General features: G+C 69.2%; 23 protein-coding genes. 11 read left to right on the top strand and 12 right to left on the bottom strand.

The window, feature by feature from the left end; genetic code table 11:
• The first annotated feature begins 116 nt into the window (after window positions 1-116).
• Both JWP60_RS08490 and infA read left to right on the top strand, forming a co-directional pair.
• Complete coding sequence (locus JWP60_RS08490; RefSeq protein WP_299789166.1) at window positions 117-632, top strand: hypothetical protein; 516 nt, start codon at window positions 117-119, stop codon at window positions 630-632.
• A gap of 116 nt (window positions 633-748) precedes the next feature.
• Window positions 749-1012 carry a translation initiation factor IF-1 gene (infA, locus tag JWP60_RS08485; RefSeq protein WP_187074818.1) on the top strand — a complete coding sequence of 88 codons (264 nt, stop codon included), beginning with the start codon at window positions 749-751 and terminating at the stop codon, window positions 1010-1012.
• Between the two features lie 43 nt (window positions 1013-1055).
• Here infA and JWP60_RS08480 read toward each other — a convergent pair whose 3' ends face one another.
• Window positions 1056-4208 (bottom strand): response regulator, encoded by a 3153-nt coding sequence (locus JWP60_RS08480; RefSeq protein ID WP_299789152.1) that lies wholly within the window; start codon window positions 4206-4208, stop codon window positions 1056-1058.
• A gap of 7 nt (window positions 4209-4215) precedes the next feature.
• Window positions 4216-4860, bottom strand: a complete 645-nt coding sequence (locus JWP60_RS08475) for a hypothetical protein (RefSeq protein ID WP_299789149.1) — start codon at window positions 4858-4860, stop codon at window positions 4216-4218.
• A 241-nt stretch (window positions 4861-5101) separates the two neighbouring features.
• On the opposite strand from JWP60_RS08475, the gene JWP60_RS08470 reads away from it, so the two are divergent.
• Window positions 5102-5758, top strand: coding sequence for a response regulator transcription factor (locus tag JWP60_RS08470; protein WP_299789146.1), 657 nt, complete (start codon window positions 5102-5104; stop codon window positions 5756-5758).
• Window positions 5755-7638: an ATP-binding protein gene (locus JWP60_RS08465; protein ID WP_299789144.1), complete on the top strand. Its 1884-nt coding sequence runs from the start codon at window positions 5755-5757 to the stop codon at window positions 7636-7638. The genes JWP60_RS08470 and JWP60_RS08465 overlap by 4 nt, the downstream gene beginning before the upstream one ends.
• 113 nt (window positions 7639-7751) lie before the next feature.
• Here JWP60_RS08465 and JWP60_RS08460 read toward each other — a convergent pair whose 3' ends face one another.
• A complete protein-coding gene (locus tag JWP60_RS08460) occupies window positions 7752-8117 on the bottom strand; it encodes a DUF4148 domain-containing protein (RefSeq protein WP_299789141.1) in 366 nt (121 codons plus the stop codon).
• 132 nt (window positions 8118-8249) lie between these two features.
• Between JWP60_RS08460 and JWP60_RS08455 the strand changes: the two genes are divergently transcribed.
• Complete coding sequence (locus JWP60_RS08455) at window positions 8250-9194, top strand: LysR family transcriptional regulator (RefSeq protein ID WP_299789138.1); 945 nt, start codon at window positions 8250-8252, stop codon at window positions 9192-9194.
• 4 nt (window positions 9195-9198) lie between these two features.
• On the opposite strand, the gene JWP60_RS08450 is transcribed toward JWP60_RS08455, so the two are convergent.
• The 6 genes from JWP60_RS08450 to JWP60_RS08425 form a co-directional block, all read right to left on the bottom strand.
• On the bottom strand, window positions 9199-9510 hold the full coding sequence (locus JWP60_RS08450) for a hypothetical protein (protein WP_299789135.1): 312 nt from the start codon (window positions 9508-9510) through the stop codon (window positions 9199-9201).
• A gap of 219 nt (window positions 9511-9729) precedes the next feature.
• On the bottom strand, window positions 9730-10095 hold the full coding sequence (locus tag JWP60_RS08445) for a hypothetical protein (RefSeq protein ID WP_299789132.1): 366 nt from the start codon (window positions 10093-10095) through the stop codon (window positions 9730-9732).
• Between the two features lie 76 nt (window positions 10096-10171).
• On the bottom strand, window positions 10172-11089 hold the full coding sequence (locus tag JWP60_RS08440; RefSeq protein ID WP_299789129.1) for an EamA/RhaT family transporter: 918 nt from the start codon (window positions 11087-11089) through the stop codon (window positions 10172-10174).
• The gene (locus JWP60_RS08435; protein WP_299789126.1) at window positions 11086-11490 is read right to left on the bottom strand and encodes a hypothetical protein; all 405 of its coding nucleotides are present in this window, start codon (window positions 11488-11490) and stop codon (window positions 11086-11088) included. The genes JWP60_RS08440 and JWP60_RS08435 overlap by 4 nt, the downstream gene beginning before the upstream one ends.
• A gap of 55 nt (window positions 11491-11545) precedes the next feature.
• Window positions 11546-12217, bottom strand: coding sequence for a hypothetical protein (locus JWP60_RS08430; RefSeq protein ID WP_299789123.1), 672 nt, complete (start codon window positions 12215-12217; stop codon window positions 11546-11548).
• A 12-nt stretch (window positions 12218-12229) separates the two neighbouring features.
• Window positions 12230-12448 (bottom strand): hypothetical protein, encoded by a 219-nt coding sequence (locus JWP60_RS08425; protein ID WP_299789120.1) that lies wholly within the window; start codon window positions 12446-12448, stop codon window positions 12230-12232.
• Window positions 12449-12557: 109 nt separating this feature from the next.
• Here JWP60_RS08425 and JWP60_RS08420 point away from each other — a divergent pair, with 109 nt between their 5' ends.
• Window positions 12558-15353, top strand: a complete 2796-nt coding sequence (locus JWP60_RS08420; RefSeq protein WP_299789117.1) for a PAS domain-containing protein — start codon at window positions 12558-12560, stop codon at window positions 15351-15353.
• An 18-nt stretch (window positions 15354-15371) separates the two neighbouring features.
• On the opposite strand, the gene JWP60_RS08415 is transcribed toward JWP60_RS08420, so the two are convergent.
• A complete protein-coding gene (locus JWP60_RS08415; RefSeq protein ID WP_299789114.1) occupies window positions 15372-16199 on the bottom strand; it encodes a hypothetical protein in 828 nt (275 codons plus the stop codon).
• A 546-nt stretch (window positions 16200-16745) separates the two neighbouring features.
• Here JWP60_RS08415 and JWP60_RS08410 point away from each other — a divergent pair.
• The 4 genes from JWP60_RS08410 to oxlT all read left to right on the top strand — a co-directional run bounded on the left by JWP60_RS08410 (window position 16746) and on the right by oxlT (window position 21637).
• Window positions 16746-17117, top strand: a complete 372-nt coding sequence (locus tag JWP60_RS08410) for a hypothetical protein (RefSeq protein ID WP_299789111.1) — start codon at window positions 16746-16748, stop codon at window positions 17115-17117.
• A 106-nt stretch (window positions 17118-17223) separates the two neighbouring features.
• Window positions 17224-18375, top strand: coding sequence for an aminotransferase class V-fold PLP-dependent enzyme (locus tag JWP60_RS08405; RefSeq protein ID WP_299789109.1), 1152 nt, complete (start codon window positions 17224-17226; stop codon window positions 18373-18375).
• Between the two features lie 300 nt (window positions 18376-18675).
• Entirely contained in the window at window positions 18676-20229 is a 1554-nt protein-coding gene (locus JWP60_RS08400) for a methyl-accepting chemotaxis protein (RefSeq protein ID WP_299789106.1), read from the top strand.
• A 133-nt stretch (window positions 20230-20362) separates the two neighbouring features.
• A complete protein-coding gene (gene oxlT / locus JWP60_RS08395) occupies window positions 20363-21637 on the top strand; it encodes an oxalate/formate MFS antiporter (protein WP_299789103.1) in 1275 nt (424 codons plus the stop codon).
• A 119-nt stretch (window positions 21638-21756) separates the two neighbouring features.
• Here the strand turns inward: oxlT and JWP60_RS08390 are convergent, their stop codons facing one another.
• Together JWP60_RS08390 and JWP60_RS08385 are read right to left on the bottom strand one after the other, a co-directional pair.
• Entirely contained in the window at window positions 21757-21897 is a 141-nt protein-coding gene (locus JWP60_RS08390) for a hypothetical protein (RefSeq protein WP_299789100.1), read from the bottom strand.
• Between the two features lie 142 nt (window positions 21898-22039).
• Window positions 22040-23830 (bottom strand): glutamine--tRNA ligase/YqeY domain fusion protein, encoded by a 1791-nt coding sequence (locus tag JWP60_RS08385; RefSeq protein ID WP_299789097.1) that lies wholly within the window; start codon window positions 23828-23830, stop codon window positions 22040-22042.
• A 244-nt stretch (window positions 23831-24074) separates the two neighbouring features.
• Between JWP60_RS08385 and JWP60_RS08380 the strand changes: the two genes are divergently transcribed.
• A complete protein-coding gene (locus tag JWP60_RS08380; RefSeq protein WP_299789094.1) occupies window positions 24075-24413 on the top strand; it encodes a hypothetical protein in 339 nt (112 codons plus the stop codon).
• The last annotated feature ends 277 nt before the right edge of the window (window positions 24414-24690 follow it).

Raw genomic sequence — 24690 nt, 5'->3', positions numbered from 1 at the left:
CGCAGGCGGTCCCGCGCCGGCGTCCGACGGCAAATTGGGAGTTCTCCGACACGGTCGGGCCATGCGCCCGTCCGACAGTACGCGTGTCGTCGCTGCCTCGTCAGGAAGAGAACTCCATGAACGCCATCCACCCCTTCAGGCCGCTGCTGGGCGCGCTGCTGGCGGCGCTCATTGCCGCCCCCGTGGTCGCTGCGGCGCAGACGGCCGATGAACCGCACGCGCCGCGCCAGGCCAAGCAGGCCCTCGACGACCGGGCCGACCCGCACATGCCGGTCGACAACGTGGGCCAGGGCACGCACTTCGCGCGCAAGCCGCTGGGCGAGGGCGCGTACTTCGGCGACGCGAATCGCGCTGCGGTGCACAAGTACTACGCCGCACTCGCCGGCAAGAGCTGTCCCGCGGGCGCGGCGAGCACCGAGGCCTGCCTGCCGGCGCAACCGAAGCTGCCGTGGCGCATCGGCCAGGCGCTGCCTGCAGGGGCGGTCGTGCAGCCGGTGCCCAAGGCGCTCCGGCCCAGCCTGCCCAAGCTGCCGCCGGGTCTCAAGTACGTCGCCGTCGGCAGCGACATCCTGCTGGTGGCCAATGGCTCGAAGATGGTGGTCGATGGCATCGACGGCGTGGCGCGCCGCTGACGCCAGGGCCGCTGCTTCACTCGCGCGCGGGCAGGCGCAGCCGGGCGAGCTTACAATTCGTTTTCCGGGCCGGAACTGCGCGCAGCGCGGGGGCACCACCGTGGCAGAGGACCTGCATGGCGAAGGAAGAACTGATCGAGATGAACGGCCGCGTGGCCGAGATCCTGCCGGACTCGCGCTACCGCGTGATCCTGGACAACGGCCATGAGCTGGTCGCCTATACCGGCGGCAAGATGCGCAAGAACCACATCCGCATCATCGCCGGCGACCTGGTGAGCCTGGAGCTCTCGCCCTATGACCTGAGCAAGGGGCGCATCATGTTCCGCCACCTGCCCAATCGCAATACCGGCGGGCCGCCCCCGCAGCACCGCCGCCGCTGAGCCGCAGCGCAGCGATCGAGCGGCCGTCGGCCGCTTCTGGTTTTCAGAGCACCTGCACCACGCGCAGGTGCCGCAGCAGCCGCTCGATCTCCGTCGCGAGCGCCTGTGCTTCCCCTTCGGCCGCCTGCGCAGAGATCTGCCGGCACTGCCATGCCGCCCACTCGAATCCGAACAGCGCCAGGCCGCCCGCCGCGCGATGCGCCAGCGTGCGCAGGTGGACGCGGTCGCCGGCGCCCAGGGCGCGGGCCATCGCCTGCGCCAGTTGCCGGCGCGACTCCAGGAAGGCCGGCACTTCGCCCCGCAGTTCCGGGTCGATGCGCACCGGCGCGCTGTCGCTGGCGGCCGCTTCGTGGGCCGGCCGGCGTTGCGTCGCTTCCAGCAGGCCGGGCGAAGTCGCCGGCCCACCCAGATCCAGCTCGTAGAGCAGCGCCAGCAGCGCCTCGCGCGTGAAGGGCTTGGGCAGGTAGCGGTTGCTGCCCGCATCGAGGCCGCGCCGGATCGAGGCCTCGTCGTCGTTCGAGGACATCATCACCACCAGGCAGGGCCGGCGGCCTTCCCTGCGTTCGCGCTCGCGGATCCAGGCGACCAGATCCAGCCCGTTCATCACCGGCATCTCCAGGTCCGCCAGCACGATGTCGGGCCAGTTCCGGTTCATGGCTTCGATGGCGGCCTGGCCGTTGCCTGCGCTCTCCACCGTGAACGGCGGCGAGGGCAGGTAGCGCAGGAGCAGCAGCCGGTTGTATTCGTCGTCGTCCACCAGCAGGACGCGGCGCGGGCGGAAGTCGGCGGCCCCGAGCGCCGCCTGGCCGGCGGCGGAAGGCGCGCGCGCCGTCGGTAGCGGTTCGCGCCCCAGCCCGCGCAGGGTCAGCGTGAGCACCGTGCCGGTGTCGCCGGTGCGCATCTCGAGGTCGCCCTCCTGCACGCGCGCCATCAGCCGTGCCGAATAGGTGCCCAGGCCGGTGCCGCCGCTCTTGCCGGCGGTGACGTACTTGTCGAAGAAGCGGCCCGCCACTGCCTGCGGCACCGGGCCGGGGTTGTGCACGCGCACCCGCAGCGGATCGCCGTTTTCCAGCCGCACGGTGACGGCGCCGCCCGCCGGCGTCGCCTCGATCGCGTTCTTCACGAGATTGGCAAGGATCGAGTACGAGAGCAGTTCCTCGGCCCGCGCGTACACGGGAGCGCCGCCATCGGTGGCCATGCGCACCTGCACCTGCGACGACTGCGCGAGCCCCTGCAGGTCCAGCACGACGCGCGCTATCACGTCGACGACGTTGACCGCCTGCGGCCGGAAGTCGTAGGTGCCCAGCTCCATGCGCGAGAGATCGAGCGAGAGGTTCACCATCTCCAGCATCCGGTAGCCGGCGCGCTCGGCGATCAGCAGCAGCTCGCGGTGCTCGAACGCGACGCCTGCGTCCTCACGCAGCAGGCGGGCCACGCCGATGATGCTGTTCAGGGGCGTCTTCAGATCGTGGCGCGACATCCGCTCCACGTCTTCGCGCAGCTGCGCGTTCTCCGCCAGCGCCGCGTTCTGCCGCTTCAGGCCCTCGGCCACGGCGCGCTGGTCGGTGATATCCAGCAGGGAGCAGATGTAGCGCAGCGTGCGCCCGTCGGCGGCGCGCAGGCTGATCGCCTCCGCATGCACCCAGACCGCGCTGCCGTCGACGCGCACCAGCCGGTACTCGTGCGGCTCGTGCTTCATCTCGCCGCCGCGCACCGAGCGGTCGCGCAGCTGCGCCATGAAGATGCCTTGCACCGTGTCGCGGTCGCCCGGGTGGATGTGCTCGAAGAACAGCGGCCAGGCGTCGGTGTCGGTCTCCGGCGGATAGCCCATGATCTCCAGCAGCCGCGGCGAGTAGCGCGTGAGGTTGCGCGTGTAGTCCCAGTCCAGGATGCCGGCATGGGTCGCGCGCACCAGCAGGTCCACCTTCTCGCGCTGTTCGGCGCTGCGCTGCTCCTCGGCGCTGAGCATGCGCGCCAGCCGCCGCAACAACACCAGTGCCGGCGACAGCACGAAGGCCAGCAGGCCGAAGGCGGTGATGCTGCTCTGGGCCGCCTCGGCGTAGAACTCCAGCAGGTTGACCAGCACCACCAGCAGCAGGAAGCCGAGGCCGCCCAGGATCACGCCGGCGTCCTTGCGCCGCTGCCGCAGCGCGCGCGCCATCGCCCAGGCGATGTAGAGGCCCATCGCCACGCACAGCGTTTCGCCGCCCACCATCGACTGGCTGTAGATGCGGGCCGGTGTCACCACGACGGCCGCCATCGCCAGCAGGCACAGGCCCACGGCGCCGCGCACCAGTCGCGGGTGCAGGGTGCGCTGGAACAGCTGGTGCACCAGCAGGACGAACAGCGCCATCGACCCGTACCAGGACAGGTACTGCAGCTTGAGGAAGATCTCCCACGGCGTCTCGCCGCCGCCCATCTGCAGCAGCAGGCGCTCGCCCGTCATGTCGGCATAGACGGTCTGCGCCAGGCAGAACAGGCCGAACAGCAGCGGCGCCTTGTCGCGGGGCCGCGCGAAGTAGAAGAAGATCGGCGCGATGCTGAGGACCAGGTAGGCGCCCAGCAGGATCGTGTCCAGCGCCAGCCGCTGCTTGTAGGTGGACCCCAGTTCCTCGGTCGGTCCCGCGATCGGCGCGCGGATCATGCCGCCCTCGCGGTGCGACCAGTTGGAGACATGCACGACGATGTGCAGCGGACAGGCGAACGGGTCGGTCAGCGCGGTGCGGCGGCCGACCGCCGGACGGGCCGATTCGGGCGTCATGCCCGGTGCGCCCTGCGAAGCGGCGAGCCGGCCATTGACGTAGACGCGCACCGCCGTGCGTTCGGTCGGCACCAGCAGGGCGAGCTGTTTGCCGGCCGGGCAATCCACCTGCAGCGTGTAGCTGGCGAAGCCGTCGGGGCCGCGCGGCTTGCCGTCGGCGGTGATCGGGTTCCAGGGGGCGGGCACCGGCGCGGTGGTGGCCAGGGTCTCGGAGGACGTCGGGGCGAGGAAGCGCTCCCAGGCGAAGCCCCACTCGCCGCGCAAGGTGTGGGCGGCGGTCGTGCCGTCGGGCCCGCTCAGGTCGAATACGCCGGCGTGCGCATGCAGGGGCGGCTGCGCCGCGGCGACCGCACTGGCGAACAGCCACGCGAGGAGCAGCGCGATCCGCGTCGTGAAGACGCGCAGGACACCACGAGGTGCCGACAGGGGCGGCACGGGAAGACTAGAGGCTGGCCGGGCGAGTCGCCGCGAACTGCTCGCCGGCCATCGCATGCTGCTTCAGGTCGGCATCGCGCAGCGCCATCAGCCGCGCGAGATCGGCGCGCACTTCCTCGGCCGGCCTCGGGATCACGACCGGGCCTTCGATGATGTCGCCCGGCTTGGTCTCGTGCGCGGTCGCCCAGTCGCGGTTGATCGGTGCGGCGATCCAAGTGCCCGGAGCCGGCAGCGCGGGGCAGGGGCCGGTGTCGTCCAGCGCGAACTGCCAGGAAAAACCCATGAGCCATTCGGTCGCGAGCGGATCCATCAGCACCAGGCGATGGGCGAACTCCTGCTCCAGCGCCGGTCCGTGCGGCAGCAGGCGCGGCTCCCAGTGGCGCACCAGGAAGCGCACGTGCAGGCCCTGCTCGCGCCGCGGGCTGGTGGTGCGCAGCATGTCGGCCGCAACCCAAGCTTGTGGGATGCCATTGCGCAGCAGGACTTCGCGCAGCACCACCTTGAGCAAGTCCTTGCGCATGGAGTGCGTGGCCGCCGCCGGGCTTTCGGCGCTCAGTTGCGAGGCCGCGAATCCGGTGCTGTTCGCGTCCGGCCGCGCCCTGCGCGCCTTGGCCGGGGCTTCGGATTTCTTCCCCCGCAATAGATCAAGCATCCCCATGGTGGGCGCTCCCGTTTTGTGCCGCCAGAAGGCTGATGCGGCTCCTCCTGCGCAGCGGCAGGAAACTGGACCGTATCTTACAGACGGATGCAAATGAGCCAAGCCCCGCGTTGGCCGCACCCAACACATTGCGCCGGCACCGTGTGCACTCCGGCAGCCTTGGGAGGCCTCCCGATTGGCAGAGGCGGCACGCTGCCCGGCCGCGCAGAATTCGCGGGTGCTCGTGAAAGAAGCCATGCCCACCACCGTCCTGATCGTCGAGGACGAGCCGGAATTCATGCACCGGTTCAGCCAGGCCGTCGCCAGCGATCCGGAACTTGCCCTGGTCGGCGGCGCCAGCACGGCCCGCCAGGCGATGACCTTGCTGGAGACCCTGCGCCCCGACGTCCTCCTGCTCGACCTCGGCCTGCCCGATGCATGCGGTGTCGAAGTCATCCGCCATGCGGCACGCCGGCAGTGCACGTGCGACGTGCTGGTCGTGACCATGTTTGACGACGACCAGCACGTGCTCGAATCGATCGAGGCGGGCGCCGCCGGCTACCTGCTGAAGGACTCGGTGCCAGGCAGCATCGTCTCCAGCATCCGCGAATTGCGGGCGGGCGGGTCTCCCATCAGCCCCGGCATTGCCCGCCGCATCCTTGAACGCTTCCGGCTCACGCTCGCGCCGCCGAGGCCCGCGACCGCGCTCAAACCCCCTGGATCGCCTCTGACCGAACGCGAGACCGAGTTGCTGCGCCTCACCGCCAAGGGCCTGAGCTTCGACACGATCAGCCAGCTCCTGGCCATCTCGCCGCACACGGTGGTGGCCCACGTGCGCAAGATCTATCGCAAGCTGGCGGTGCACTCGCGCGGCGAAGCCGTGTACGAGGCCACGCAACTGGGGCTGTTGTGAGTCGCCTTGGCGCCAGCGCGCGTCGTCATGTCGCCGCCGGCACGCTGCTGCTGGCCGCGCTGTTCGCGCCCTGGCCCGCGGGGGCATGGCAGGAGCCGCGCCAGGCGCAGATGCTGCCGGACGCCGCGCTCTTGCCGCCGCCGCGCGAGGCGGCGTGGACTGCGGTGGACCTGCCGGACCTGTGGCGCAAGTCGCGGCCCACGCGCGTTCCCACGGCCACCTGGTACCGCATCAATTTCTCGCGTGCCGAGGCCGACGAGGGCGTTCCGTGGGCGGTGTTCTTTCCTTACCTGTACGACGGCGGCCAGCTGTGGCTGAACGGCGCGCCGCTCACCGGCATCCAGGAGAACTCCGCGCAGGCGCATGTGCGCTGGGTGCGGCCGCACCTGGTGGCACTGCCCGCGGCGCTGTTGCGCGCGGGCGCCAACGAACTGCTCGTGCGCGCTGGCCAGCCGCCACCGGGCGCGTCCTTGCGCTTTCCGCGCCTGCTGGTGGGCGCGGAGGCCGAACTGCGTCCGCTGTATGACACGCGCTTTTTCTGGGTCAGTGTCACCCCGGCGATCACGGTCGCCGTGTGCCTGCTGGTGGCTGCGTGCGTGCTGTTCATCTGGTGGCGCCGGCGCAGCGAGGCCATGTACGGCCTGTTCGGCCTGGCCCTCGTGCTGTGGGGCATCCGCACGCTGACCTTCGTGGTCGAAGTGGTGCCGGCCGGCGCTTATCTGTGGTGGCGGCTGGCCTTCCATGCGGCCACGGGCGGCTTCATCATCGCGATGACGATGCTGGCCTGGCGGCTTGCCGGGATCCGCCGCCCGCGCTTCGAGCGCGCAATCTTCGCCTACTGGCTGGTCGGGCCGATCTGGCTGCTGGCGCATGGGACGGCGGCCGAACCGCTGGTGAACCGCTGGTGGATCGGCGGCTTCCTGCCGATCGGCGCCACCATCGTCGCGGTCTCCGCCTGGTCGCTGCTGCGCCGGCGCACGATCGAAGCGGCGGCGCTGCCGGTGACGATGGCCATCGCCGCGCTGGCCGGCATGCACGATTACATGATCGCCTGGGAGCTCGATCCGCCGCTCGCGTCGCTGGCGGCGTGGACCGCGCAGCGCTATCAATTGCTGCACCTCGCCGCCGACCTCGTGCTGCTCGCGATCGGCGGGCTGCTGACCGCCCGCTTCGTGCGCGCGCTGCAGGCGCTGGAAAACCTGAACCAGACGCTGGAAGCGCGCGTGACCGAGCGCGAACAGGAGCTCGCGCGCAACTACGATCGCGTGTTCGCGCTCGAACGCGAACGCGCCGCCGAACAGGAACGCCAGCGCTTGATGCGCGACCTGCACGATGGGCTGGGGTCGCAGCTGTTCGTCTCGCTCTCGCGGGTCGAGCGCGGCGACATGACGCCGCAGGAGGTGGCGGAGGCGCTGCGCCGCTGCATCGGCGAGATGCGCCTGGCCCTCGATACCCAGGGTCCCCAGGCGCTGGACTTCCGCTCCACGCTGGGCAACTTCCTGTTCCGGTGGCGTGGGCAGCTGCTGGCCTGCGGCATCCGGCCCTCATGGGACATCGACGTGCCCGACGAATCCCTGACGGTGTCGCCGCACGCCACCCTGCAATTGCTGCGGGTCGCGCAGGAGGCCCTGACCAACGTGGTGAAGCATGCGCATGCCAGCGCGGTCGACGTGCGCCTGCGGCTGCAGGGCGGGCTGCTGCAGCTCGAAGTGCGCGACGACGGCCTCGGTGCGGCCGGCGTCTCGGATTCGTCCTTCGGTCGCGGCCTGAACAACATGCGCAGCCGCGCCGAGCAGCTCGGTGGCCATTGCGAAGTGCGGGGCGGTTCGGGCGGCACGCGCGTACGCGTGGAAGTGCCGCTGCCGGCGGTGCGCGCGTAGGGTGGGCTGCCGCAGGCACCCCACCGTCGCAGGGCGTCGGTGGGGTGCGCTTGGCGCAGCCGTGGTCGCGCCAGGAGCCCCGCATTGCACGGGGCGCTCGCCAGGTTTTTTACTTACTGGGCGTTGACCGGCGTGCCGGCCAGTTGGCGGCCCGCGTCGACCGGCGCCTTGTGGGCGGCGAGATACGAGGAGCCGCTGTCCTCGCGGGTGAGGGCATCGACCGTGTTGCGGCTGGCCAGGTACTCGGCGGTCACTTCCGCGCGGGTGCGCTGGCCCCGGAAGCTGGTCAGCGGGTTGTACGACGTGGCCCAGGGGTTCACGCCCTGCTTGCGGTACTGCTGGTATTGCGCCTGCACCTGGGTGCGCGTGGCCTGGCTGCCGACGGAGGCGGCGAACTGGCCGGAGGGGTCGGCGTCGTCGGCGTGGGCCGTCAGTGCGGCGAAGGACAGGGCGGCGATGGCGAGAGCGGAGACTTTCATGGTGCTTTTCCTTGGTGGTGGTTGATCGGTTGCGATGGAGAGACTGTATTCCTCTGAATCAAAGCAAAAAACATCACCGGGAACAAACAACCATTGCACTTTCCACAATAATCAACCCAAAGGAAACACGCGATGGACCGGTTGCAATCGATGAGGGTTTTCCAGCAGGTGGTGGACGAGGGCGGCTTCGCGGCCGCGGCGCGCAAGCTCGACCTGACGCCGGCGGCAGTCACGCGGCTGGTGGGCGACCTGGAGAAGCACCTCGGCGTGCGCCTGCTGCAGCGGACCACCCGCCGGCTGGCACTGACCCCCGCCGGCGAGGTCTACCTCGGCCGGCTGCGCGTGATCCTGGGCGACATCGACGAGGCCGATGCCCTCGCGCACGCGCACAGCCGAGAGATGAGCGGCACGGTGCGCGTCCTGGCCATGCCCATGATCGCGACGCACATCATTGCCCCGGTCATCGCCGAGTTCCAGTCGCTGTATCCCGGCGTGCAACTGGACTTGCACGTGCACGAGGTCATCGACCCCGATCTGGAGGACCACGACATCACGTTCCTGACGGACTCGGTGCCGATCGTCTCGACCGCGATCCGGCGCACCATCGTCGACAGCCACGGGATGCTCTGTGCCTCACCCGCCTATCTGGCGCGCCATGGCGAGCCAACCGTTCCCGAGCAACTGCGCGAGCACCGCTTCCTGCGCCTGCGCCCCTCCGGCGTGCGGCTGCGCGCCATGCGGCTGATCGACCCCACCGACGGCGACCGCACGCTGGACGTGGAAGTGCCGTCCACGGTCACCGCCAACCACATCGACACCCTGCTGCGCGCGACGCTCACGGGCGGTGGCCTCAGCAGCTTCCCGGCCGGCCTGATCGCCCCCATGCTCAATGGTGGGCTGCTCAAACGGGTGCTGGCGCCGTGGATCACCAACCGGCTCAGTCTGGTCGCGGCGCTGCCCAGTCGCAAGTACATGCCGGCGCGCACGCGGGCCTTCCTGGAACACGTCGTGGAGCACACCCGCAAGATCACCGCGGGGCTGGGCATGGGCACGGCGGGCGAGCGCCCGCCCGAGTGAGCCGTCAGTGCAAGGGCGCGACCCGCAAGCCAACCCAGGCAGCGCCGATCACCGCGTTGACCGGCACGGCCAGCGCACAGGGCACGTAGAAAAACACCGAGAGCCCCGGCGCGTGCAGCAGCGATTCGACCGCCAGGCCCAGCGCGTAGAAGAAGCCGGCGCACCACAGCCAGCGGCGCATGTAGGTGGGCAACCAGCGCGCCTGGTCACGGTTGTGACGCCAGGCCGCCGCGCGCTCCAGCAGGTTGCCGGCGTTCACGTCCTTGAACAGCCAGCCGAAGAAGAAATAGCGGTACAGCAGCGTGCCGAAAGACATGATTCGTGCTCACTCGTTGGAGGTCGCACGCGCGCGGCGTGAGGCCGTCCTGCCATGTTCTGTCCTTGTAGCGTCAAGGCTCGTGCGTGTCCATGCTGCTTTCATGTAGGAACCCCGGATCGCGCGGCCGCATTTCACGAACAGGCGGCAAGGGCACTGTGCCACCATGGTGCGCGCACTCTGGCGACAGGCAACGCGCCCTGCACTGCGCCCAGTCCGCTACACCGTCGCGTCGTACATCCGCTCGCCCGGCTCCAGTTCATCGAGCACGATGTCCAGCCGGGTCGCGCCTTCGAGATTGACGCCGGCGCGCGCATCCGCCAGGGCGGTGAACTGGCCATCAAGCCAGAGGAAGCGCAGTCGTTGTGCGAGGTCGCCGAGCGCCGCTTCCTCGGTGAAGCCGCTGCCGCGCTGCTGGTTGCCATCGAGCAGCCACGCGAAGGCTCCCGAGTCGTCGCGCGCCAGCTCGCCGAGATCGATCACCTTCTGGTCGCTGTTGCTCGCGTAGACGCGGCCGCCGGCCGCATAGAGCGTGAAGGGCTGGGGCCGCACGGGCGTGCGAGTGCTGTCGTCGTGGTCTGCCATGGTCGGTCCTTCTTGCGGACCTTCAATCTCGCGCGACCGCGTGCGCGCCCCTGTAGGACGCCATCGCCCGTGGGGCTCAGAGCTGCAGTCCGAGCGCCAGCAGTCCGACCACGACCAGCGCGAGGCCGCCTTGCTCCGTCGCCGCCAGGCGCTCGCGCAACAACCGGCGCGACACGAGATAACTGAACACGACTTCCACCATCCCGAGCGTGCGCACGTTCGCGGCGGTGGTGAGGGCGAAGGCGGTGAACCAGCCGATGGAGGCCAGCGCCCCGGCGGCCCCGGCGACGGTGGAGATGCGCCAGGCGGAAACCGTGGCGCGCAGTGCAGCGGGGGCGCGCCACGCCAGCCAGCCTCCGAGCAGCACGGTCTGGATGCCTTGCGCGAGCAGCACGCCCCACGCACCGGACATCCAGGCGGAGCTCTCCGGCAGTTGCAGCGCGGCGCCGCGGTAGCCCACGGCCGAAAGTGCGAAGCCGGCGCCGGAAGCCAGGCCGTACCACGCGGCCGCCGAAGTCCAGGCGCGACCCTGCAGCGCGACCCGTTTTTGCGGCAGCGAAAGCAGCACGACGCCAGCGGTCGCGAGGCCGATCGCCACCAGCGTGGGGCCGCCCGGGAGTTCACGCAGGAACAGCGATCCGAACAGCGCGACCTGCAAGGCATCCGTTTTCGAATACGCAACGCCGATCACGAAGTTGCGTTGCTTCATCGCCGCCAGCAGGAACGCGGTGGCCGCGAGCTGTCCAAAGGCGCCGAGGATCAACCAGGCGAAATAGGCCGGGTGGAACTGCGGCAGCGGCGCGGTCGATCCCGGCCAGGCGTGCAGCAGCACGACCCAGACGGCAGCGAAGGGGATCCCGTACAGGAAGCGGGCGAGGGTGGCGCCCAGGGTGCCGGCCTGCGCGACCAGCGAGCGCTGCGCCGCATTGCGCGCCGTCTGCGCCAGGGATGCCCACAGCACGATGGGCACCCACAGCCAGGCGGGCGGGATCAATTGCTGCAGCTGCCGCCGGCGGCGCGGGTGAAGAACTGGCCCTTGGTCAGCGCCAGCTTGCCGGTGGCGTCGACGATGCGCAGCTCGTTGCCGGCCGCGATCAGTTCCATCGTCTGGTCACGCTGCGGGTCGGTGCGCAGCATCGCGCCTTCCATGTGGCCGGTGATCTCGCGCACCCGGCCCTTGCGGATCAGGCGGGCATCGATCTGCCGCGACTGCTGCGCGATGTCCAGCGTGAAGCCGGTCAGCAGCCCCGCACCGCACCACAGTCCGCCGACGGGGGCGGGCGCGTGGCTGAGCGAGACGGGTTCGGGAGAGGGCGACGCCGCTTGCGCGCCCAGCGGCAGCAGCGCGAGCGCCCACAGGGAAGCGGCGATGGCAACTCGTCGGGAGTACAGCATGCGGCCGACGATAGCATCTCTCGCGTTGCCGCACACCGCGCCGGACACTGCGGGTTCAGCGCCGCCGCGTGACCGCACGCACGCGCGCAGGCCGCCTGAATTGCATGCTGCCGGACCAGGTCGCGAGCCACTGCGGCCGGTACGCCACCAGCAGGCTGACGATGGCACAGCTCCACGAGGCCTCACCCATCGCCAGCAGGGCGATCGCCATGTGCTGCAACTGCGCCGTCGGGCCGTTCAGCCCTGGGCCCATCGCCGCGGCCATGAAGCCACACGCGGCGAGCGAGAGCATCGGCACGAAGAAGGCACGCCCGAACAGGTACGCGACCGGATGCGGCCCGAGCCCCTTGCGCACGGCATGTCCCAGCACCAGCACCAGGGTGGCCGGCAACAGCCCGGCCCACACCAGGGTCGACAGCGCCTGCGCGAGATCGGCGCCCGTGGTGAGCATGGTGCTCAGCCCGGCGAACGTGAGCACCGGCACGGCGAGCGGCCAGCCCAGCGTCAGTACCGCCAGCGGTGCGCCCGACCAGCGTAGCGCGAGCGGCAGGGCCGACCAGCCGGGCCAGGCCCACAGGAACGGCAGGATGGTCACCGCCGCCAGCAGCGGGGTGGCCAGGGCCGAGGGCCCCGCGCCGGAACGCAGCAGGCGCCAGGGCCGCACGGCCAGCGTAGCGGCCCAGGCGAGGGCCAGCAGGATCAGCTCGAGAGGCAGGCGCGCGGCCATGAGGTGGCTCCCTTAGTGATCGAGCAGGCGGATCTTGCCCTCGCGCTGGTAGCGCTCGAACTCGTCGCGGGTGATCGCCGCACTGCTGGCATTGCCTTCGCCATCGCGCCAGGACAGGGTGACGCTGTCGTCGGCGAGCTCGACGTCGACCTCGCCGTCGGGTACGGGCATCAGCACGCCGTCACCGGCGCGGAAGCACACTTCGCCGCGGAATATCGCGTGCTGGCTCATGGGAATCCTCCTGGTGATACCAGCAGTTTCCGGGGACCGTCCCGGCCCGCCCTGTCAGCGGGGAGCCCGTGTGCTTGCCGGACGAGCGTCGCAGCGCACAATGCCACCCATGAGGAGAAGCTTGAGAGATGCGGCGGCCGTGCTTGCGCTCGCACTGTTGACCGGAGCCTTGCTGCTGTTTGCCCTCCTCTACCAGCGCGAGGCGGCCTTGCGGTCGGGCGAGGAGCTGACGGATTCCCTCTCGCGCGTGATTTCCGAGCAGACGGCGCGCACGATCCAGTCGGTCGACCAGACGCTGCAGCTGGCCGTGGTGAAGGTTGAGATGCTGCGCCAGACCGGCATGCTGTCGCAGGCCAGCGCGCAGCCCATGTTGCTTGCGCAACTGAAGGACCTGCCTTTCCTGCGCGCGCTGTGGGTGGTCGATTCGCAGGGTCAGGTCGTGCTGGACAGCGAGGACCAGAGCCTGGGCCGTTCCGTGGCCGACCGCGGCTACTTCCAGGCTTACCAGCGGGCGCCGGCCACCGAGTTCTTCATCGGCCCGGTCGTGCGCAGCCGGACCACCGGCGGCTGGACCATGGTGGTCGCCCGCCCCATCCGCAACGCGGACGGCAGCTTGCGGGCGGTGCTGGCAGCGGCCGTCGAGCCGCCGTACTTCGAGCAGTTGTGGCGCGGCATCGACCTGGGCGCGAACGGCGCGATCGTGCTGTACCACCGCAATGGCCAGATCCTGGCCCGCAGTCCCGCCGACGCCGGCCTCACCGGCCGCGACCTGTCGCACACCCCGCTGTTCACCCAGTACCTGCTGCACGCACCGGAGGGCACGTATATCCGCGAAAGCAGCATCGACGGCGTCCTGCGCGTCGTCTCTTACCGAACGCTGCCGACCTATCCCGATCTCGTGGTCTCGGTCGGTTCGAGCTACGAGGCGATGCTGCTGCCCTGGCGCCGTTTTGCCACCCTGAGCACCATGGTCTGGGCGGTCGCCGTTCTGGTTGCGATCGTCCTGACCGGCCAGTTGCGACGACAGGCGCGCAGCCGCGAACGCACCGAGCAGCGCTTCCAGCAGCTCGCGCAGGCCATGCCGCAGATCGTCTTCACGGCCGACGAGCGCGGCGCGGTGCAATTCGTCAGCCGACGCTGGATGGAAGTGACCGGCGAGCCGATGGAGCGGGCACTGGGCAACCGCTGGCAGGAGCTCGTGCATCCGGCGGACCGGCAGGAGATGGTCAGGCGGCTGGCGGAGATGGTCGCCTCCGGCCGGGAACTGCAGTTCGAACACCGGCTGCGTTATCGCGATGGCCAGTACCGCTGGCAACTGCTGCGGGCCGCGCCCGTGCGGGAAGAGGACAGTCCGGCCATTCAATGGTTCGGCAGCGCGACCGACATCGATGCCTTGAAGCGGGCGCAGGAGCAGTTGCGCGAACAGGCGGAGCGGCTGCGCGTGGCCGGCCGGCTCACGCGCATGGGCCACTGGCGGGCCGACCTCGCCAGCCAGCGAGTGCTGCTGTCCGAGCAAGCGGCGGCCGTCCTCGACCTGCCGCCGGGTGCCGAGCCCACGGTGCAGGAGCTGCTCGCCATGGTGAAGCCGCACTCGCTGCCCAAGGCGGTCGACGGCCTGAACAACTGCGTGGAGAAGGGGCTGCCCTTCGACATCGAAGCCGAACTCCAGACCGGCAGCGGCCGCCAGATGTGGGTGCGTTCGGTGGGCGAACCGGTGCATGACGACGAAGGGCGCATCGTCGCGATCGAGGGCGCGCAGCAGGACATCACGCTGCGGGTGCTGATGATGGAGGAGATCCGCCGGCTCAACGCGAGCCTGGAGGAGCGCATCGCCGACCGCACCAGCCAGCTCACCCGCCAGGAGGCGCTGTTTCGCACGCTCGCGGAACAGGCGCCGCTGCCTTTCTGGACGGTCGACCCGCGGGGACAGACCACTTTCCTCAGCCGCGCGTGGTACGAGCTGGTGGGCGGCGCACCGCCCGACTGGCTGGGCTATGGCTGGCTGAAGCTGCTGCACCCCGACGACGTCCAGCCCGTGCAGGAGAACTGGCTGCGCTCAGCGCCGACCGGCGAGCCGTATTCGGGTACCCGCCGCATCCGCGCGTGCGACGGCAGCTATCACACCACCAGCTATCGCGCGCTGCCGGTGCGCGGCGAACAGGGGGACATCCTGTTCTGGGTGGGCGTGGACACGGACATCACCGACCTCGTGGCCAACCAGGAGGCGCTGCGCCTGGCCAACAGGCAGCTCGAGTCCTTCTCGTACTCGGTGTCGCACGACCTGCAGTCGCCGCTGCAGCGCGTCTCCTCCTATGCCCGCTTGCTGGAGCAGGAGCTCGCGCCGCTGCCGGAGGGGCGCGCGCATCACTACCTGCAGCGGATCCAGGCGAACGCCGCCAGCATGTCGGAGCTGATCGAAGGCCTTCTGGCCCTGGCGCACGTGTCGGAGCTGGAGGTCATCCGCGCGGTGGTGAACCTGAGCGAACTGGCCAGCGAGATCCTGCTGCGGCTGCAGTCGGAGCAGCCGCAGCGGCGCGTGGGCTGGCGCGTGGAGCCGGGCCTGGCGGTCATGGCCGATGCGCGCCTGATGCGCTCGGTGCTGGAGAACCTGATCGGCAACGCCTGGAAGTTCACGTCGCGGCAACCGGCAGCGGAGATCGTGGTGGGCGGCATGCGCGATCGCGGCGAGTACTTCGTGCGCGACAACGGCTGCGGCTTCGACATGGCCTATGCCGACCGCCTGTTCGGCACCTTCCAGCGGCTGCACGGCAGCGACGAGTACCCGGGCACCGGCATCGGCCTGGCGACGGTCGCTCGCGCGATCTCGCGCCAGGGCGGGCAGGTGTGGGCGCACTCGCGCGTGGGCGAGGGCGCCACCTTCTGCTTCACGCTGCCCCCGGCCTGAGGCCGCGGACCGGGCGGTTCAGAGCTGTTGCGGCATGGTGGGCGCGTCGTTCCCCGGCACGGCGTTGACGCGGACCGCCTGCGGGCGCGCGGGGTTGACCGGCGTGCGCTTGCGCTGGTCGGCGCCCAGGGTCAGCCGCGCCAGGCGGGTCGCGCGCAGCGTGAGGAAGCGGGCCAGCGCGCGGCTCAGCGCCGTCATCGTCAGCGGCAACAGCGAGACGAGGCCGTGCCCTTCGCCGTAGCCCGGGTTCTGCGCGATGTAGAAGCGGGTGTCGATGCGCTCGCTGTTCTGCCAGCGGGCGCGTTCCTCGTCCGACTCGATCGTCACCCAGTTCACCTGGCGCACGAGCGGGTTGTCGCCATGCACGCGATCGAGGTGGAAAGCTTCGGCCAGCTCCTCCATCTGCGCCATGACCTTGGTCGGCACCGGGTGGCGCTCCGCATGGGGCCAGATGCCAGGCACGTAGCGCGCGAGGAAGGTGTAGCTGCTCGGGTGCGTGAGCGCGGCGAACATGTAGACGCGGCGCAGCGGATAGCGCAGCCACATGCGCATCAGGCGCAGCAGGCCGTACACCATGGTCACGTCACGACCGCGCGCTTCGCGCAGCGTGCCGGCCTCCATGCGCACGATGGTCGCTGCCTTGCCTTGCAGCGAGCGCAGGAAAGCATGGATGGCCGTGTAGCCCACCAGCTTGCCGGCAGGGTTGTGGCGCACGTACACCCACGTGCGCCACGACGGCCGGTCGATCACGTACTGGCGGAAGCCTTGGAAGTCCAAGCCGGTGAAAATCTGCTCATGAACCGTGTAGAGCTCACGGGCCAATGCCTCGCGTTCGGCGAGGGACATTTCGTGCAGGGCGTGGCAGGTGGTACGGGAAAGCGAAGTCATGTCTTAGGGCTTGTGCCTAGTATGGCAGAGCATTACAAGTTGCAACAGCCCCCCGCGTCCCAGCCCCTGAACCGCAGGTGCAGTGGCCTGAAAATCCAGGAAAATTGCGGCATCCGCGCCACGCCCCCAACCGTTTCTATTTGTAATAGAAGCCATTCGTCCGGGTCCGGAGTGTCTCCGGCCTCACAAGGTTCTCTGCAGATTCGAGGATGCGCAGCCTGCGGAAAAAGCCCGCATGCTCGACACCTGCGCCCATTTGGCAACGGCCAAGGCCGGTTTGTCGACTCGCAAGGGCGCTTTCATCGCAGGGCACGTGACGAAGTCCGGAGACCCTCGCAACTCGACAGTGTCGAGCAAGTGCCGGCGATCTCGTGGTGCATTCGCGACGGGTGATCGGCGCCCGGGGCTGATCCCCGTTGTGCCGGCACATCGGCGAAACCTCTGGTAGCAGCGCTGGCCGTGCCTGCCTCTAGCATTGCCGCATAGGCAGTAGAGGACGAAACGATGCGTTGGGGATTCACGATTCTTGCAGCCGGCTGGCTGCTGGCCGGCGCTGTGCAGGCGGATGCGCAGGTGACATACCGGTGCGGCGCGCCGGGGCGGGTCACTTACAGCGACCGGCTCTGTTCCGGCGCTCGCCAGGTCGGCGCCGCGGCGCCGCACCACGCGGACAAAGCCAGGCCCCCGCCACAGGATCGCGCCAAGATCGCGCGCCGCGCGCCGCTGCCTGCCGAGGTGAAGAAGGAATGCAGCGCGCTCGACGCCGGCCTGCGCCAGCAGCAAGCGATGCTCAAGACCCGCGGCGAGGCGGCGACCCTGCAGGACGAGATGCCGCTCGTGCTTTCCCGCAAGCGTTATCGCGAACTCAAGTGCTGAAACAGGGCGGCCCGAGGGCGGTGGGCGCGCGGTAAATCCCGCAGCGCAAGGGGGTCGGGCGGGGGTGCTAAGCTGCCAGCTTTCCGCCAATCACAAGAGACAAACCATGCCCGGACTGCTGCCCAACGTCGACCCCGAAGGCCTGCTCGAATTCTCCGTGGTGTACACGGACCGCGCCCTCAATCACATGTCGAACAGCTTCCAGGGCGTGATGCGTGACATCTCGGCGATCCTGAAGGACGTCTACAAGGCGCACTCCACGGCGCTGGTTCCGGGCAGCGGCACCTTCGGCATGGAGGCGGTGGCGCGCCAGTTCGCCGGTGGCAAGGACGTCCTCGTGCTGCGCAACGGCTGGTTCAGCTATCGCTGGACGCAGATCCTCGAGGCCGGGAAGATCGCCGCCTCCGAAACCGTGCTGAAGGCGCGCCGCCAGGGCGGCGGTCCGACCGCTGCGTGGGCGCCGGCACCGATCGCGGAAGTGACCGCGACGATCCGCGAGAAGAAGCCGGCGGTGGTGTTCGCGCCGCACGTGGAAACCGCGGCCGGCATCATCCTGCCGGACGACTACATGCGGGCGGTGGCCGATGCGGTGCACGAGGCCGGCGGCCTGTTCGTGCTCGATTGCATTGCCAGCGGCGCGATGTGGGTGGACATGAAGGCGGTCGGCGTCGACGTACTGATCTCCGCACCACAAAAGGGCTGGAGCAGCTCGCCGTGCTGCGCGATGGTGTGCCTGAGCGAGCGCGCGCGCAAGGCGATCGATGGCACCACCAGCAGCAGCTTCAGCATCGACCTGAAGAAGTGGCTGCAGATCATGGAAGCCTATGAGGGCGGCGCGCACATGTACCACGCCACCATGCCCACCGATGCGCTCACCCGCCTGCGCGCGACCATGAAGGAAACCCAGGCCTACGGCTTCTCCAAGGTCAGGGCGGAACAGGAAGACCTGGGCCGCAAGGTGCGCGCGCTGTTCGAAAGCCGCGGCTTCCCCAGTGTCGCCGCCGAGGGCTACAAGGCGCCCGGCGTGGTCGTGAGCTACACCACGGACCCCGGCATCCACAGCGGCAAGAAGTTCCTCGACGAGGGCCTGCAGACCGCCGCCGGCGTGCCGCTGCAGTGCGACGAAGGCAGCGACTTCAAGAGCTTCCGCCTGGGCCTGTTCGGCCTGGACAAGTGGCACAACGTGGACCGCACCGTCAAGCAACTTGCCGACGCGCTCGATCGCATCGGCGTGCACGCGCCGGCCAAGGCCGCCTGAGCCGCTGCGCGGGATCAGGAAAAGGGTCGCTGCCGCGACCCTTTTTCATTGTTGGACGTCGTCGGGCGCCTGACCCGGGACTGACGCGGCGCCGATTCAATACGCCGCGCTGCATTGTGGGTCAACCCAGAATTCACATTGGGCGGACAGCCCTGTCGCCAATCGCCGACATCCACCCCCGCCATTCGGACGGTCGGCCGCCCGTCACACCCGCAGCTGTGGACGGCCGCGCGGTGCGCCAGCAGAATGCATACGTCTGGTTACAGCCGAGCTAGCCTGCTTCTTGCACCACGAACCACCATGACCGTCAGTAGCCTTGCCGTCCCGCTCCTGTCCGAGGCTGCCGCGAAAGCGCGCGCAGCGCCGCCGGCCCGCAGCAGCTCCCTCGGCCTGCGCTTGCGGCTGGCGGTGGCAACGTTGGCGGCCTTGCAAGCCGCGGTGCTCGCGACGGCTGCACCGCAGATGCACGGTGCGGCAGCGACTTTCGCGCTCGCCGCGGGATCACTGTCGATCGCCATGACCCTCGCCGCCGGCGTCTGGCTGCAGCGCGGACTGGTGAGGGGCCTGCGGCCGGCGACTGCGGCCGTGAGCGGCATCGGCAGCGGCCAGCTCGATACCGCCATCGACATCGAGGCGGGCGGCGAACTGCGGCCCTTGCTGCAAGGCCTGCACCACGTGCGCGACCAGTGGTTCGGCATCGTCAGCCAGGTGCGCACCGGCACGGTGAACGTCGCCATGAACGCGGCCCAGGTGCAGCGCGACAACGACGCGCTCGCCTCGCGCACCGAGACCCAGGCGGAGTCGCTGCAGGAGACTGCCGCTTCGCTGGAGCAGCTCACCGCCGCGGTCCGCCACACGGCCGCCACCGCGCAGGAGGCGCATGCGCTGATGCGTGCCGCCAGTACGCGCGCGGAGCAGGGCGGCGAGCTGATGCGCGGCGTGGTCGAGACCATGGATTCGATCCGTGCCAGCTCGCACGACATCCGCGACATCATCGGCGTGATCGACGGCATCGCCTTCCAGACCAACATCCTCGCCCTGAACGCGGCGGTGGAGGCGGCACGGGCCGGCGAACAGGGCCGCGGCTTCGCGGTCGTGGCCGGCGAAGTGCGCGCGCTGGCGCAGCGCTGCGCGCAGGCCGCGCGGGAGATCAAGGGGCTGATCGGTGCTTCGGTGCAGCAGGTCGAGGGCGGCGGCACGCGCGTGAACGAGGCGGGCCGGGCGATGGCCGAAATCGTCGAATCCGTCCGCCAGGTCGCCAAGTTGATGGGTGAAATCAGTGCGGCCAGCCAGGAGCAGAGCAGCGGCATCGAGACCATCAACCAGGCGGTGGCGCGCATCGACGGCACCACGCAGGAAAACGCGGCGCTGGTGAAGGCGGGCGAGCGCACGGTGGCCGCCCTGCAGGAGCGCGCCGGGAGCCTGTGGACGGCGCTGGAGACCTTCCGCCTCGGCGAGCGCGAGCACGCCGGCGCGCAGGAGGCCGTGGCCCTGGTCGACAGCGGTTGCAGCTTCCTGCGCGCGCATGGCCGCGCCGCGCTGCTCGACGAGATCAACCGGCTGGACTTCGGCCGCTTCATCGATCGCGACCTGTACCTGATGGCGCTGCGCCTGGAGGACGGCATGTTCCTCGCGCACGGCAACAACCCGGGTCGCGTGGGCACCGGGCCGGAGGTGCGCGACCTCAAGGGCAAGTACTTCACGCGCGAGATGGCGCGCCTGGCGCGCGAGCGGGGCGAGGGCTGGGTCGATTACCAGTGGTCGCACCCGGTCACCGGCGCCGTCTCGACCAAGAGCGGCTACGTGCGCCGCGCGGGCGATCTCGCGATCTACTGCTCGATCCAGCGCCACTGATCGCCGCCCCGGCACATCGCACGGTTGGAGGTGGACGCAGAACCGGAATGCGGGCATCTTTGGTGCATCGTGCTGGCATAGGCATTGCATTCGCGCAGCCCATCTGGCACCCCCACCGAAAGGCAGCGACGCGATGAGCAATCCCGTTTTGGACATGTCGGACAGCCTGCCCGTGGTGCAGGCGAAGAGCAGCCGCTGGATACAGCTCGCGGCGGGGCTGGTCTGCATGATGGCCGTCTCGAGCCCGCAATACGTCTGGACGCTGTTCACCAAGCCCCTAGTCGGTGAACTGCGCACCACGATGGCGCAGCTCCAGGTGACCTTCTCGATCCTGATCGTGCTGCAGACCTTCCTGTCGCCGTTCCAGGGCTTTCTGGTCGAACGCTTCGGGCCGCGCCTGCTGCTGTCGGTCGGCGCGCTGCTCACGGGCGCGAGCTGGTACTTCGCGGCGGGCGTCCATTCGGTGCTGGGGCTGTATCTCACCTACGGACTGCTCGGAGGCGTGGGCACCGGCATCATCTATGTCGGCGTCGTGGGCCTGATGGTGCAGTGGTTCCCGGACAAGCGCGGCTTCGCCACCGGCATGGTGGCAGCGGGCTATGGCATGGGGGCGATCGTCACCACCGTGCCGATCGCGACGCAGCTCGCATCCGTGGGATACCAGCACACCCTGCAGACCTTCGGCCTCGCAATGGCGGCGGTCGGTGTGGCTGCCGCCCTGGTGCTCAAGCGCCCGCCCGCCGGCTGGATCCCGCCTGCGCGGGCTCCCCTGGCTGGGCGCAAGGGTGCGACGCCGAAGGAGATGCTGCGCACGCCGCTGTTCTGGCTGATGTTCTTGATGATGACCATGATGTCCACCTCAGGCCTCATGGTGATCTCGCAGATGGGCACCTTCGCCAAGGACTTCGGCGTGTCGTCGATCGTGGTGATGGGCATGGCGGCCCTGCCGCTCGCGCTGACCATCGATCGCTTCACCAACGGCCTGACGCGGCCCTTCTTCGGCTGGGTGTCCGACCGGCTCGGACGCGAACAGACGATGGCGCTGGCGTTCGGCCTCGAAGGCATCGCGATGACGCTGTGGCTGCTGACGCGCGACAACGCGCTGCTGTTCGTGCTGCTGTCCGGGGTGGTGTTCTTCGGCTGGGGCGAGATCTTCTCGCTGTTCCCGTCCACGCTGACCGACACCTTCGGCACCGAGCACGGCACCACCAACTACGGCTTCCTCTACATGGCGCAGGGCGTGGGCTCGGTGCTGGGCGGCCCGCTCGCCTCGCTGCTGCACGACGCGACCGGCAGCTGGATCCCCGTGTTCGCGCTGGTGATCTGCATGGACCTGCTGACGGCGGTGCTTGCGTACTTCGTGCTGCGGCCGGTCCGGCAGCGGTACCTGCAGGCGACGCGGGCGTAAGCAGGGCTGCGACGGATCCCGGGTCAGGTCCGGGATGACATCCTTCAGGGCGCGTCTTGCACGGCGCTACCCTGCCATGTCATTGCGGGCCTTGACCCGCAATCCACGCTCGAGCCGGCTCAGGGCTTCTTGATCTTGCCCTTGGGAATGACGGTGGTCATTGGTGGCATCGGCCGGTCCGAGGTCCCCTCCTTCGGCGGGGAGTTGTCCTTCTTCGGCTTTTTCTGCAATTTGTTGCTGCGTTGTTCGCCCTTGGGCATGGTGAGCTCCTGTGTTGTGCCCGGAAATGTACCGCGCCGGACGAGTTCTTCGCCATGTCGTCGAGGTCGCTCTCGGCAGTGTCCTCACCCGTGCTTGCGGACCGGAACACCGATACGTCGTTCATGGCTCGACTTCCCGCTCCTATTTCCCCCAACTGTCCTTCAACCCCGTCACCCGATCGAACACCGGCTTGCCGCCGTCCGCCGAGTGCTCTTTCCGATCCGCCACGAAATACCCGTGCCGCTCGAACTGGAACTTCTCATCGGCGTGGGCTTTGCCCAATGACGGCTCCACATACGCCGTCACCACCTTCAGCGAATCCGGATTGATCTCGTCGAGAAAGTCCTTGTCTCCCGTGCCCGGTTGCGGCACCGAGAACAGCCGGTCATAGAGCCGCACTTCGGCCTTCACGCCGTCCGCCACGCCCACCCAGGTGATGTTGCCCTTCACCTTCACGGCATCCGCCCCGGGCGTGCCGCTCTTGGTGTCGGGGACCAGCTTCGCCTGCACTTCGGCCAGTGCACCGGAGGCATCGCGCGTGGCGCCCGTGCATTCGATGACGTAGCCGTACTTCAAGCGCACCTTGTTGCCGGGGAACAGGCGGAAGAAGCCCTTGGGCGGTGCGTCCTCGTAATCGGTCCGCTCGATCCACAGCTCGCGGCCGAACATGAAATCGCGGCGCCCGCGGTTCGGGTCGTGCGGATGCACGGGGGCGGAGCAGGGCTCGAGGTGGCCGGGGCCCATCACTTCGTCCCAATCGGTGATCACCATCTTCACCGGCTCCAGCACCGCCATCGCGCGGGCGGCCTTCGGGTCGAGGTCGTCGCGCAGCGCGATTTCCAGCGTCGAATAGTCGATCCAGGAATCGGCCTTGCTCACGCCGATGCGGTCGGCAAACAGGCGCAGCGATTCCGGCGTGAAGCCACGCCGGCGCAGGCCGACGATGGTGGGCATGCGCGGATCGTCCCAGCCGCTCACCACCTTCTCGTCCACCAGCTGGCGCAGCTTGCGCTTGCTGGTGACCACGTACGTCAGGTTGAGGCGGGCGAACTCGTACTGCCGCGGGTGCGGCGTGTTGACCAGGCCGCCTTCGGCCAGCCGATCGAGCAGCCAGTCGTAGAAGGGCCGCTGGTCCTCGAACTCCAGCGTGCACAGGCTGTGCGTGATGTTCTCCAGCGCGTCCTCGATCGGATGCGCGAAGGTGTACATCGGATAGATGCACCACTTGTTGCCGGTGTTGTGGTGCTCCGCGTGCTTGATGCGATAGATGGTCGGGTCCCGCATGTTGATGTTGGGACTGGCCATGTCGATCTTCGCGCGCAGGACGGCCTTGCCGTCCTCCAGCTTGCCGTCACGCATCTCGCGAAAGCGCTGCCGGTTCTCGTCGATGCTGCGGCTGCGGCAGGGGCTGTCGACGCCGGGGCGGCTGAAGTCGCCGCGGTTGGTGCGCATCTCCTCGGGCGTCTGTTCGTCGACATAAGCCAGGCCGGCCTCGATCAGGTATTCGGCCGTCCGGTACATGAAGTCGAAGTAGTCGCTCGCCTGGTACAGGTGGCTCGCGCCGTTGGCGTCCCAGCCGTATCCGAGCCATTGCACGGCATCCTTGATGCCCTCGACGTACTCCTGCTCCTCCTTCTCGGGGTTGGTGTCGTCGAAGCGCAGGTGGCAGATGCCCTGGTAGTCCTGCGCGAGGCCGAAGTTCAGGCAGATGCTCTTGGCATGGCCCACGTGCAGGTAGCCGTTCGGCTCGGGCGGAAAGCGCGTGCGGATCCTGGCCGGGTCGACGGCGCCGGCCTGCTGGAAAGCCGCGTCACCGGGCGCGCCGTTCCAGTGGCGCTGCGCGTAGGTGCCTTGCTCCAGGTCGCGTTCGATCACCTGCCGCAGGAAGTTGCTGGGTTTCGCAGCGGATTCTTTGTCGTTCGGGGAAGCCATATCCCGACGATTCTGTCATGGCTGTTGCATGGCAATCCGCGGCCGTCCCGGGACGGTCGCGGTCGCGCCGCCCGGCGGACCGGAGCGACCGCTCGTGACGAAGTGGCGATTTGGGCCGATAAGCGGCCGCGCGAGTTACGTCCGGCAACGGATTTGACGCGCCGGCCGTTGGTGGGGGCGAGGGGCCGAAGTTAAAACAGCGCTCGGGGCCTTCGCCCTCATGCAGTACAAGCAGGAACCGCACATGAAACTGAAGCTTTCCCGCCCGTTCGTCGCCGCCGCTGTCGTGGCACTGGCAGCCGTTGGCTCCGCCGCCCAGGCGCGCGACAACGTCGTCTGGTCCCTCGGGGTGCAGGCCGCGCCGGGCGTCACGCTCGGTGTCGGCAACGTGCGGCCCGTGCTGGTCGCTCCCGCGCCGATGTACCTGGCACCGCAGCCGGTGTATGTCCAGCCGGCGCCGGTGTTCATGGCTCCGCGGCCGGTGATGGTCGTGCCGGCACCTGTGATCTATGAAGAGACTTACGTCGTGCGCCCGGAACATCGCCATGGGCGGCGGCACAACGAGCATCATCGTCACCGCTGAACCGGGGACGAGGAGCGCTGGCGCGGGTTGTCGCCAATCGAATCACAACTCAGGATCTCCAAGCGAAACTTGGCCCCGGGCCCACAAGCCGGGGCCTTCTTTTTGGGCCCCTTGGTGCTTGGAGGTGGTCGCGCCGTCCCGCGTTGTAATGCTGTGCTCGCCGCGCTAGCGGTGGTCGTCCTTGCTCGGCTCTCTCTGCTGGTCGGGCGTCGGGTAGGGCGTGGGGAGCAGCGCCTTGAGCTTCAGCTGGTCGCGCAGGTGGGGCCGCACGCTCTCG

Origin of the sequence: Ramlibacter sp. (assembly GCF_028291745.1) — a bacterium.
In the GTDB taxonomy this organism is placed as follows: domain Bacteria; phylum Pseudomonadota; class Gammaproteobacteria; order Burkholderiales; family Burkholderiaceae_C; genus Ramlibacter.
Note: the sequence above shows the minus strand (reverse complement) of the source record. Positions and strands in the feature narration are given on the sequence as shown.

Excerpts from the sequence above, each read along its gene's own strand:
- JWP60_RS08490 (WP_299789166.1), top strand. The coding sequence starts at position 117 with ATGAACGCCATCCACCCCTTCAGGCCGCTGCTGGGCGCGCTGCTGGCG.
- infA (WP_187074818.1), top strand. The coding sequence starts at position 749 with ATGGCGAAGGAAGAACTGATCGAGATGAACGGCCGCGTGGCCGAGATC.
- JWP60_RS08475 (WP_299789149.1), bottom strand. The coding sequence starts at position 4,860 with ATGCTTGATCTATTGCGGGGGAAGAAATCCGAAGCCCCGGCCAAGGCG.
- JWP60_RS08470 (WP_299789146.1), top strand. The coding sequence starts at position 5,102 with ATGCCCACCACCGTCCTGATCGTCGAGGACGAGCCGGAATTCATGCAC.
- JWP60_RS08460 (WP_299789141.1), bottom strand. The coding sequence starts at position 8,117 with ATGAAAGTCTCCGCTCTCGCCATCGCCGCCCTGTCCTTCGCCGCACTG.
- JWP60_RS08455 (WP_299789138.1), top strand. The coding sequence starts at position 8,250 with ATGGACCGGTTGCAATCGATGAGGGTTTTCCAGCAGGTGGTGGACGAG.
- JWP60_RS08450 (WP_299789135.1), bottom strand. The coding sequence starts at position 9,510 with ATGTCTTTCGGCACGCTGCTGTACCGCTATTTCTTCTTCGGCTGGCTG.
- JWP60_RS08445 (WP_299789132.1), bottom strand. The coding sequence starts at position 10,095 with ATGGCAGACCACGACGACAGCACTCGCACGCCCGTGCGGCCCCAGCCC.
- JWP60_RS08435 (WP_299789126.1), bottom strand. The coding sequence starts at position 11,490 with ATGCTGTACTCCCGACGAGTTGCCATCGCCGCTTCCCTGTGGGCGCTC.
- JWP60_RS08430 (WP_299789123.1), bottom strand. The coding sequence starts at position 12,217 with ATGGCCGCGCGCCTGCCTCTCGAGCTGATCCTGCTGGCCCTCGCCTGG.
- JWP60_RS08425 (WP_299789120.1), bottom strand. The coding sequence starts at position 12,448 with ATGAGCCAGCACGCGATATTCCGCGGCGAAGTGTGCTTCCGCGCCGGT.
- JWP60_RS08420 (WP_299789117.1), top strand. The coding sequence starts at position 12,558 with ATGAGGAGAAGCTTGAGAGATGCGGCGGCCGTGCTTGCGCTCGCACTG.
- JWP60_RS08415 (WP_299789114.1), bottom strand. The coding sequence starts at position 16,199 with ATGTCCCTCGCCGAACGCGAGGCATTGGCCCGTGAGCTCTACACGGTT.
- JWP60_RS08410 (WP_299789111.1), top strand. The coding sequence starts at position 16,746 with ATGCGTTGGGGATTCACGATTCTTGCAGCCGGCTGGCTGCTGGCCGGC.
- JWP60_RS08405 (WP_299789109.1), top strand. The coding sequence starts at position 17,224 with ATGCCCGGACTGCTGCCCAACGTCGACCCCGAAGGCCTGCTCGAATTC.
- JWP60_RS08400 (WP_299789106.1), top strand. The coding sequence starts at position 18,676 with ATGACCGTCAGTAGCCTTGCCGTCCCGCTCCTGTCCGAGGCTGCCGCG.
- oxlT (WP_299789103.1), top strand. The coding sequence starts at position 20,363 with ATGAGCAATCCCGTTTTGGACATGTCGGACAGCCTGCCCGTGGTGCAG.
- JWP60_RS08390 (WP_299789100.1), bottom strand. The coding sequence starts at position 21,897 with ATGCCCAAGGGCGAACAACGCAGCAACAAATTGCAGAAAAAGCCGAAG.
- JWP60_RS08385 (WP_299789097.1), bottom strand. The coding sequence starts at position 23,830 with ATGGCTTCCCCGAACGACAAAGAATCCGCTGCGAAACCCAGCAACTTC.
- JWP60_RS08380 (WP_299789094.1), top strand. The coding sequence starts at position 24,075 with ATGAAACTGAAGCTTTCCCGCCCGTTCGTCGCCGCCGCTGTCGTGGCA.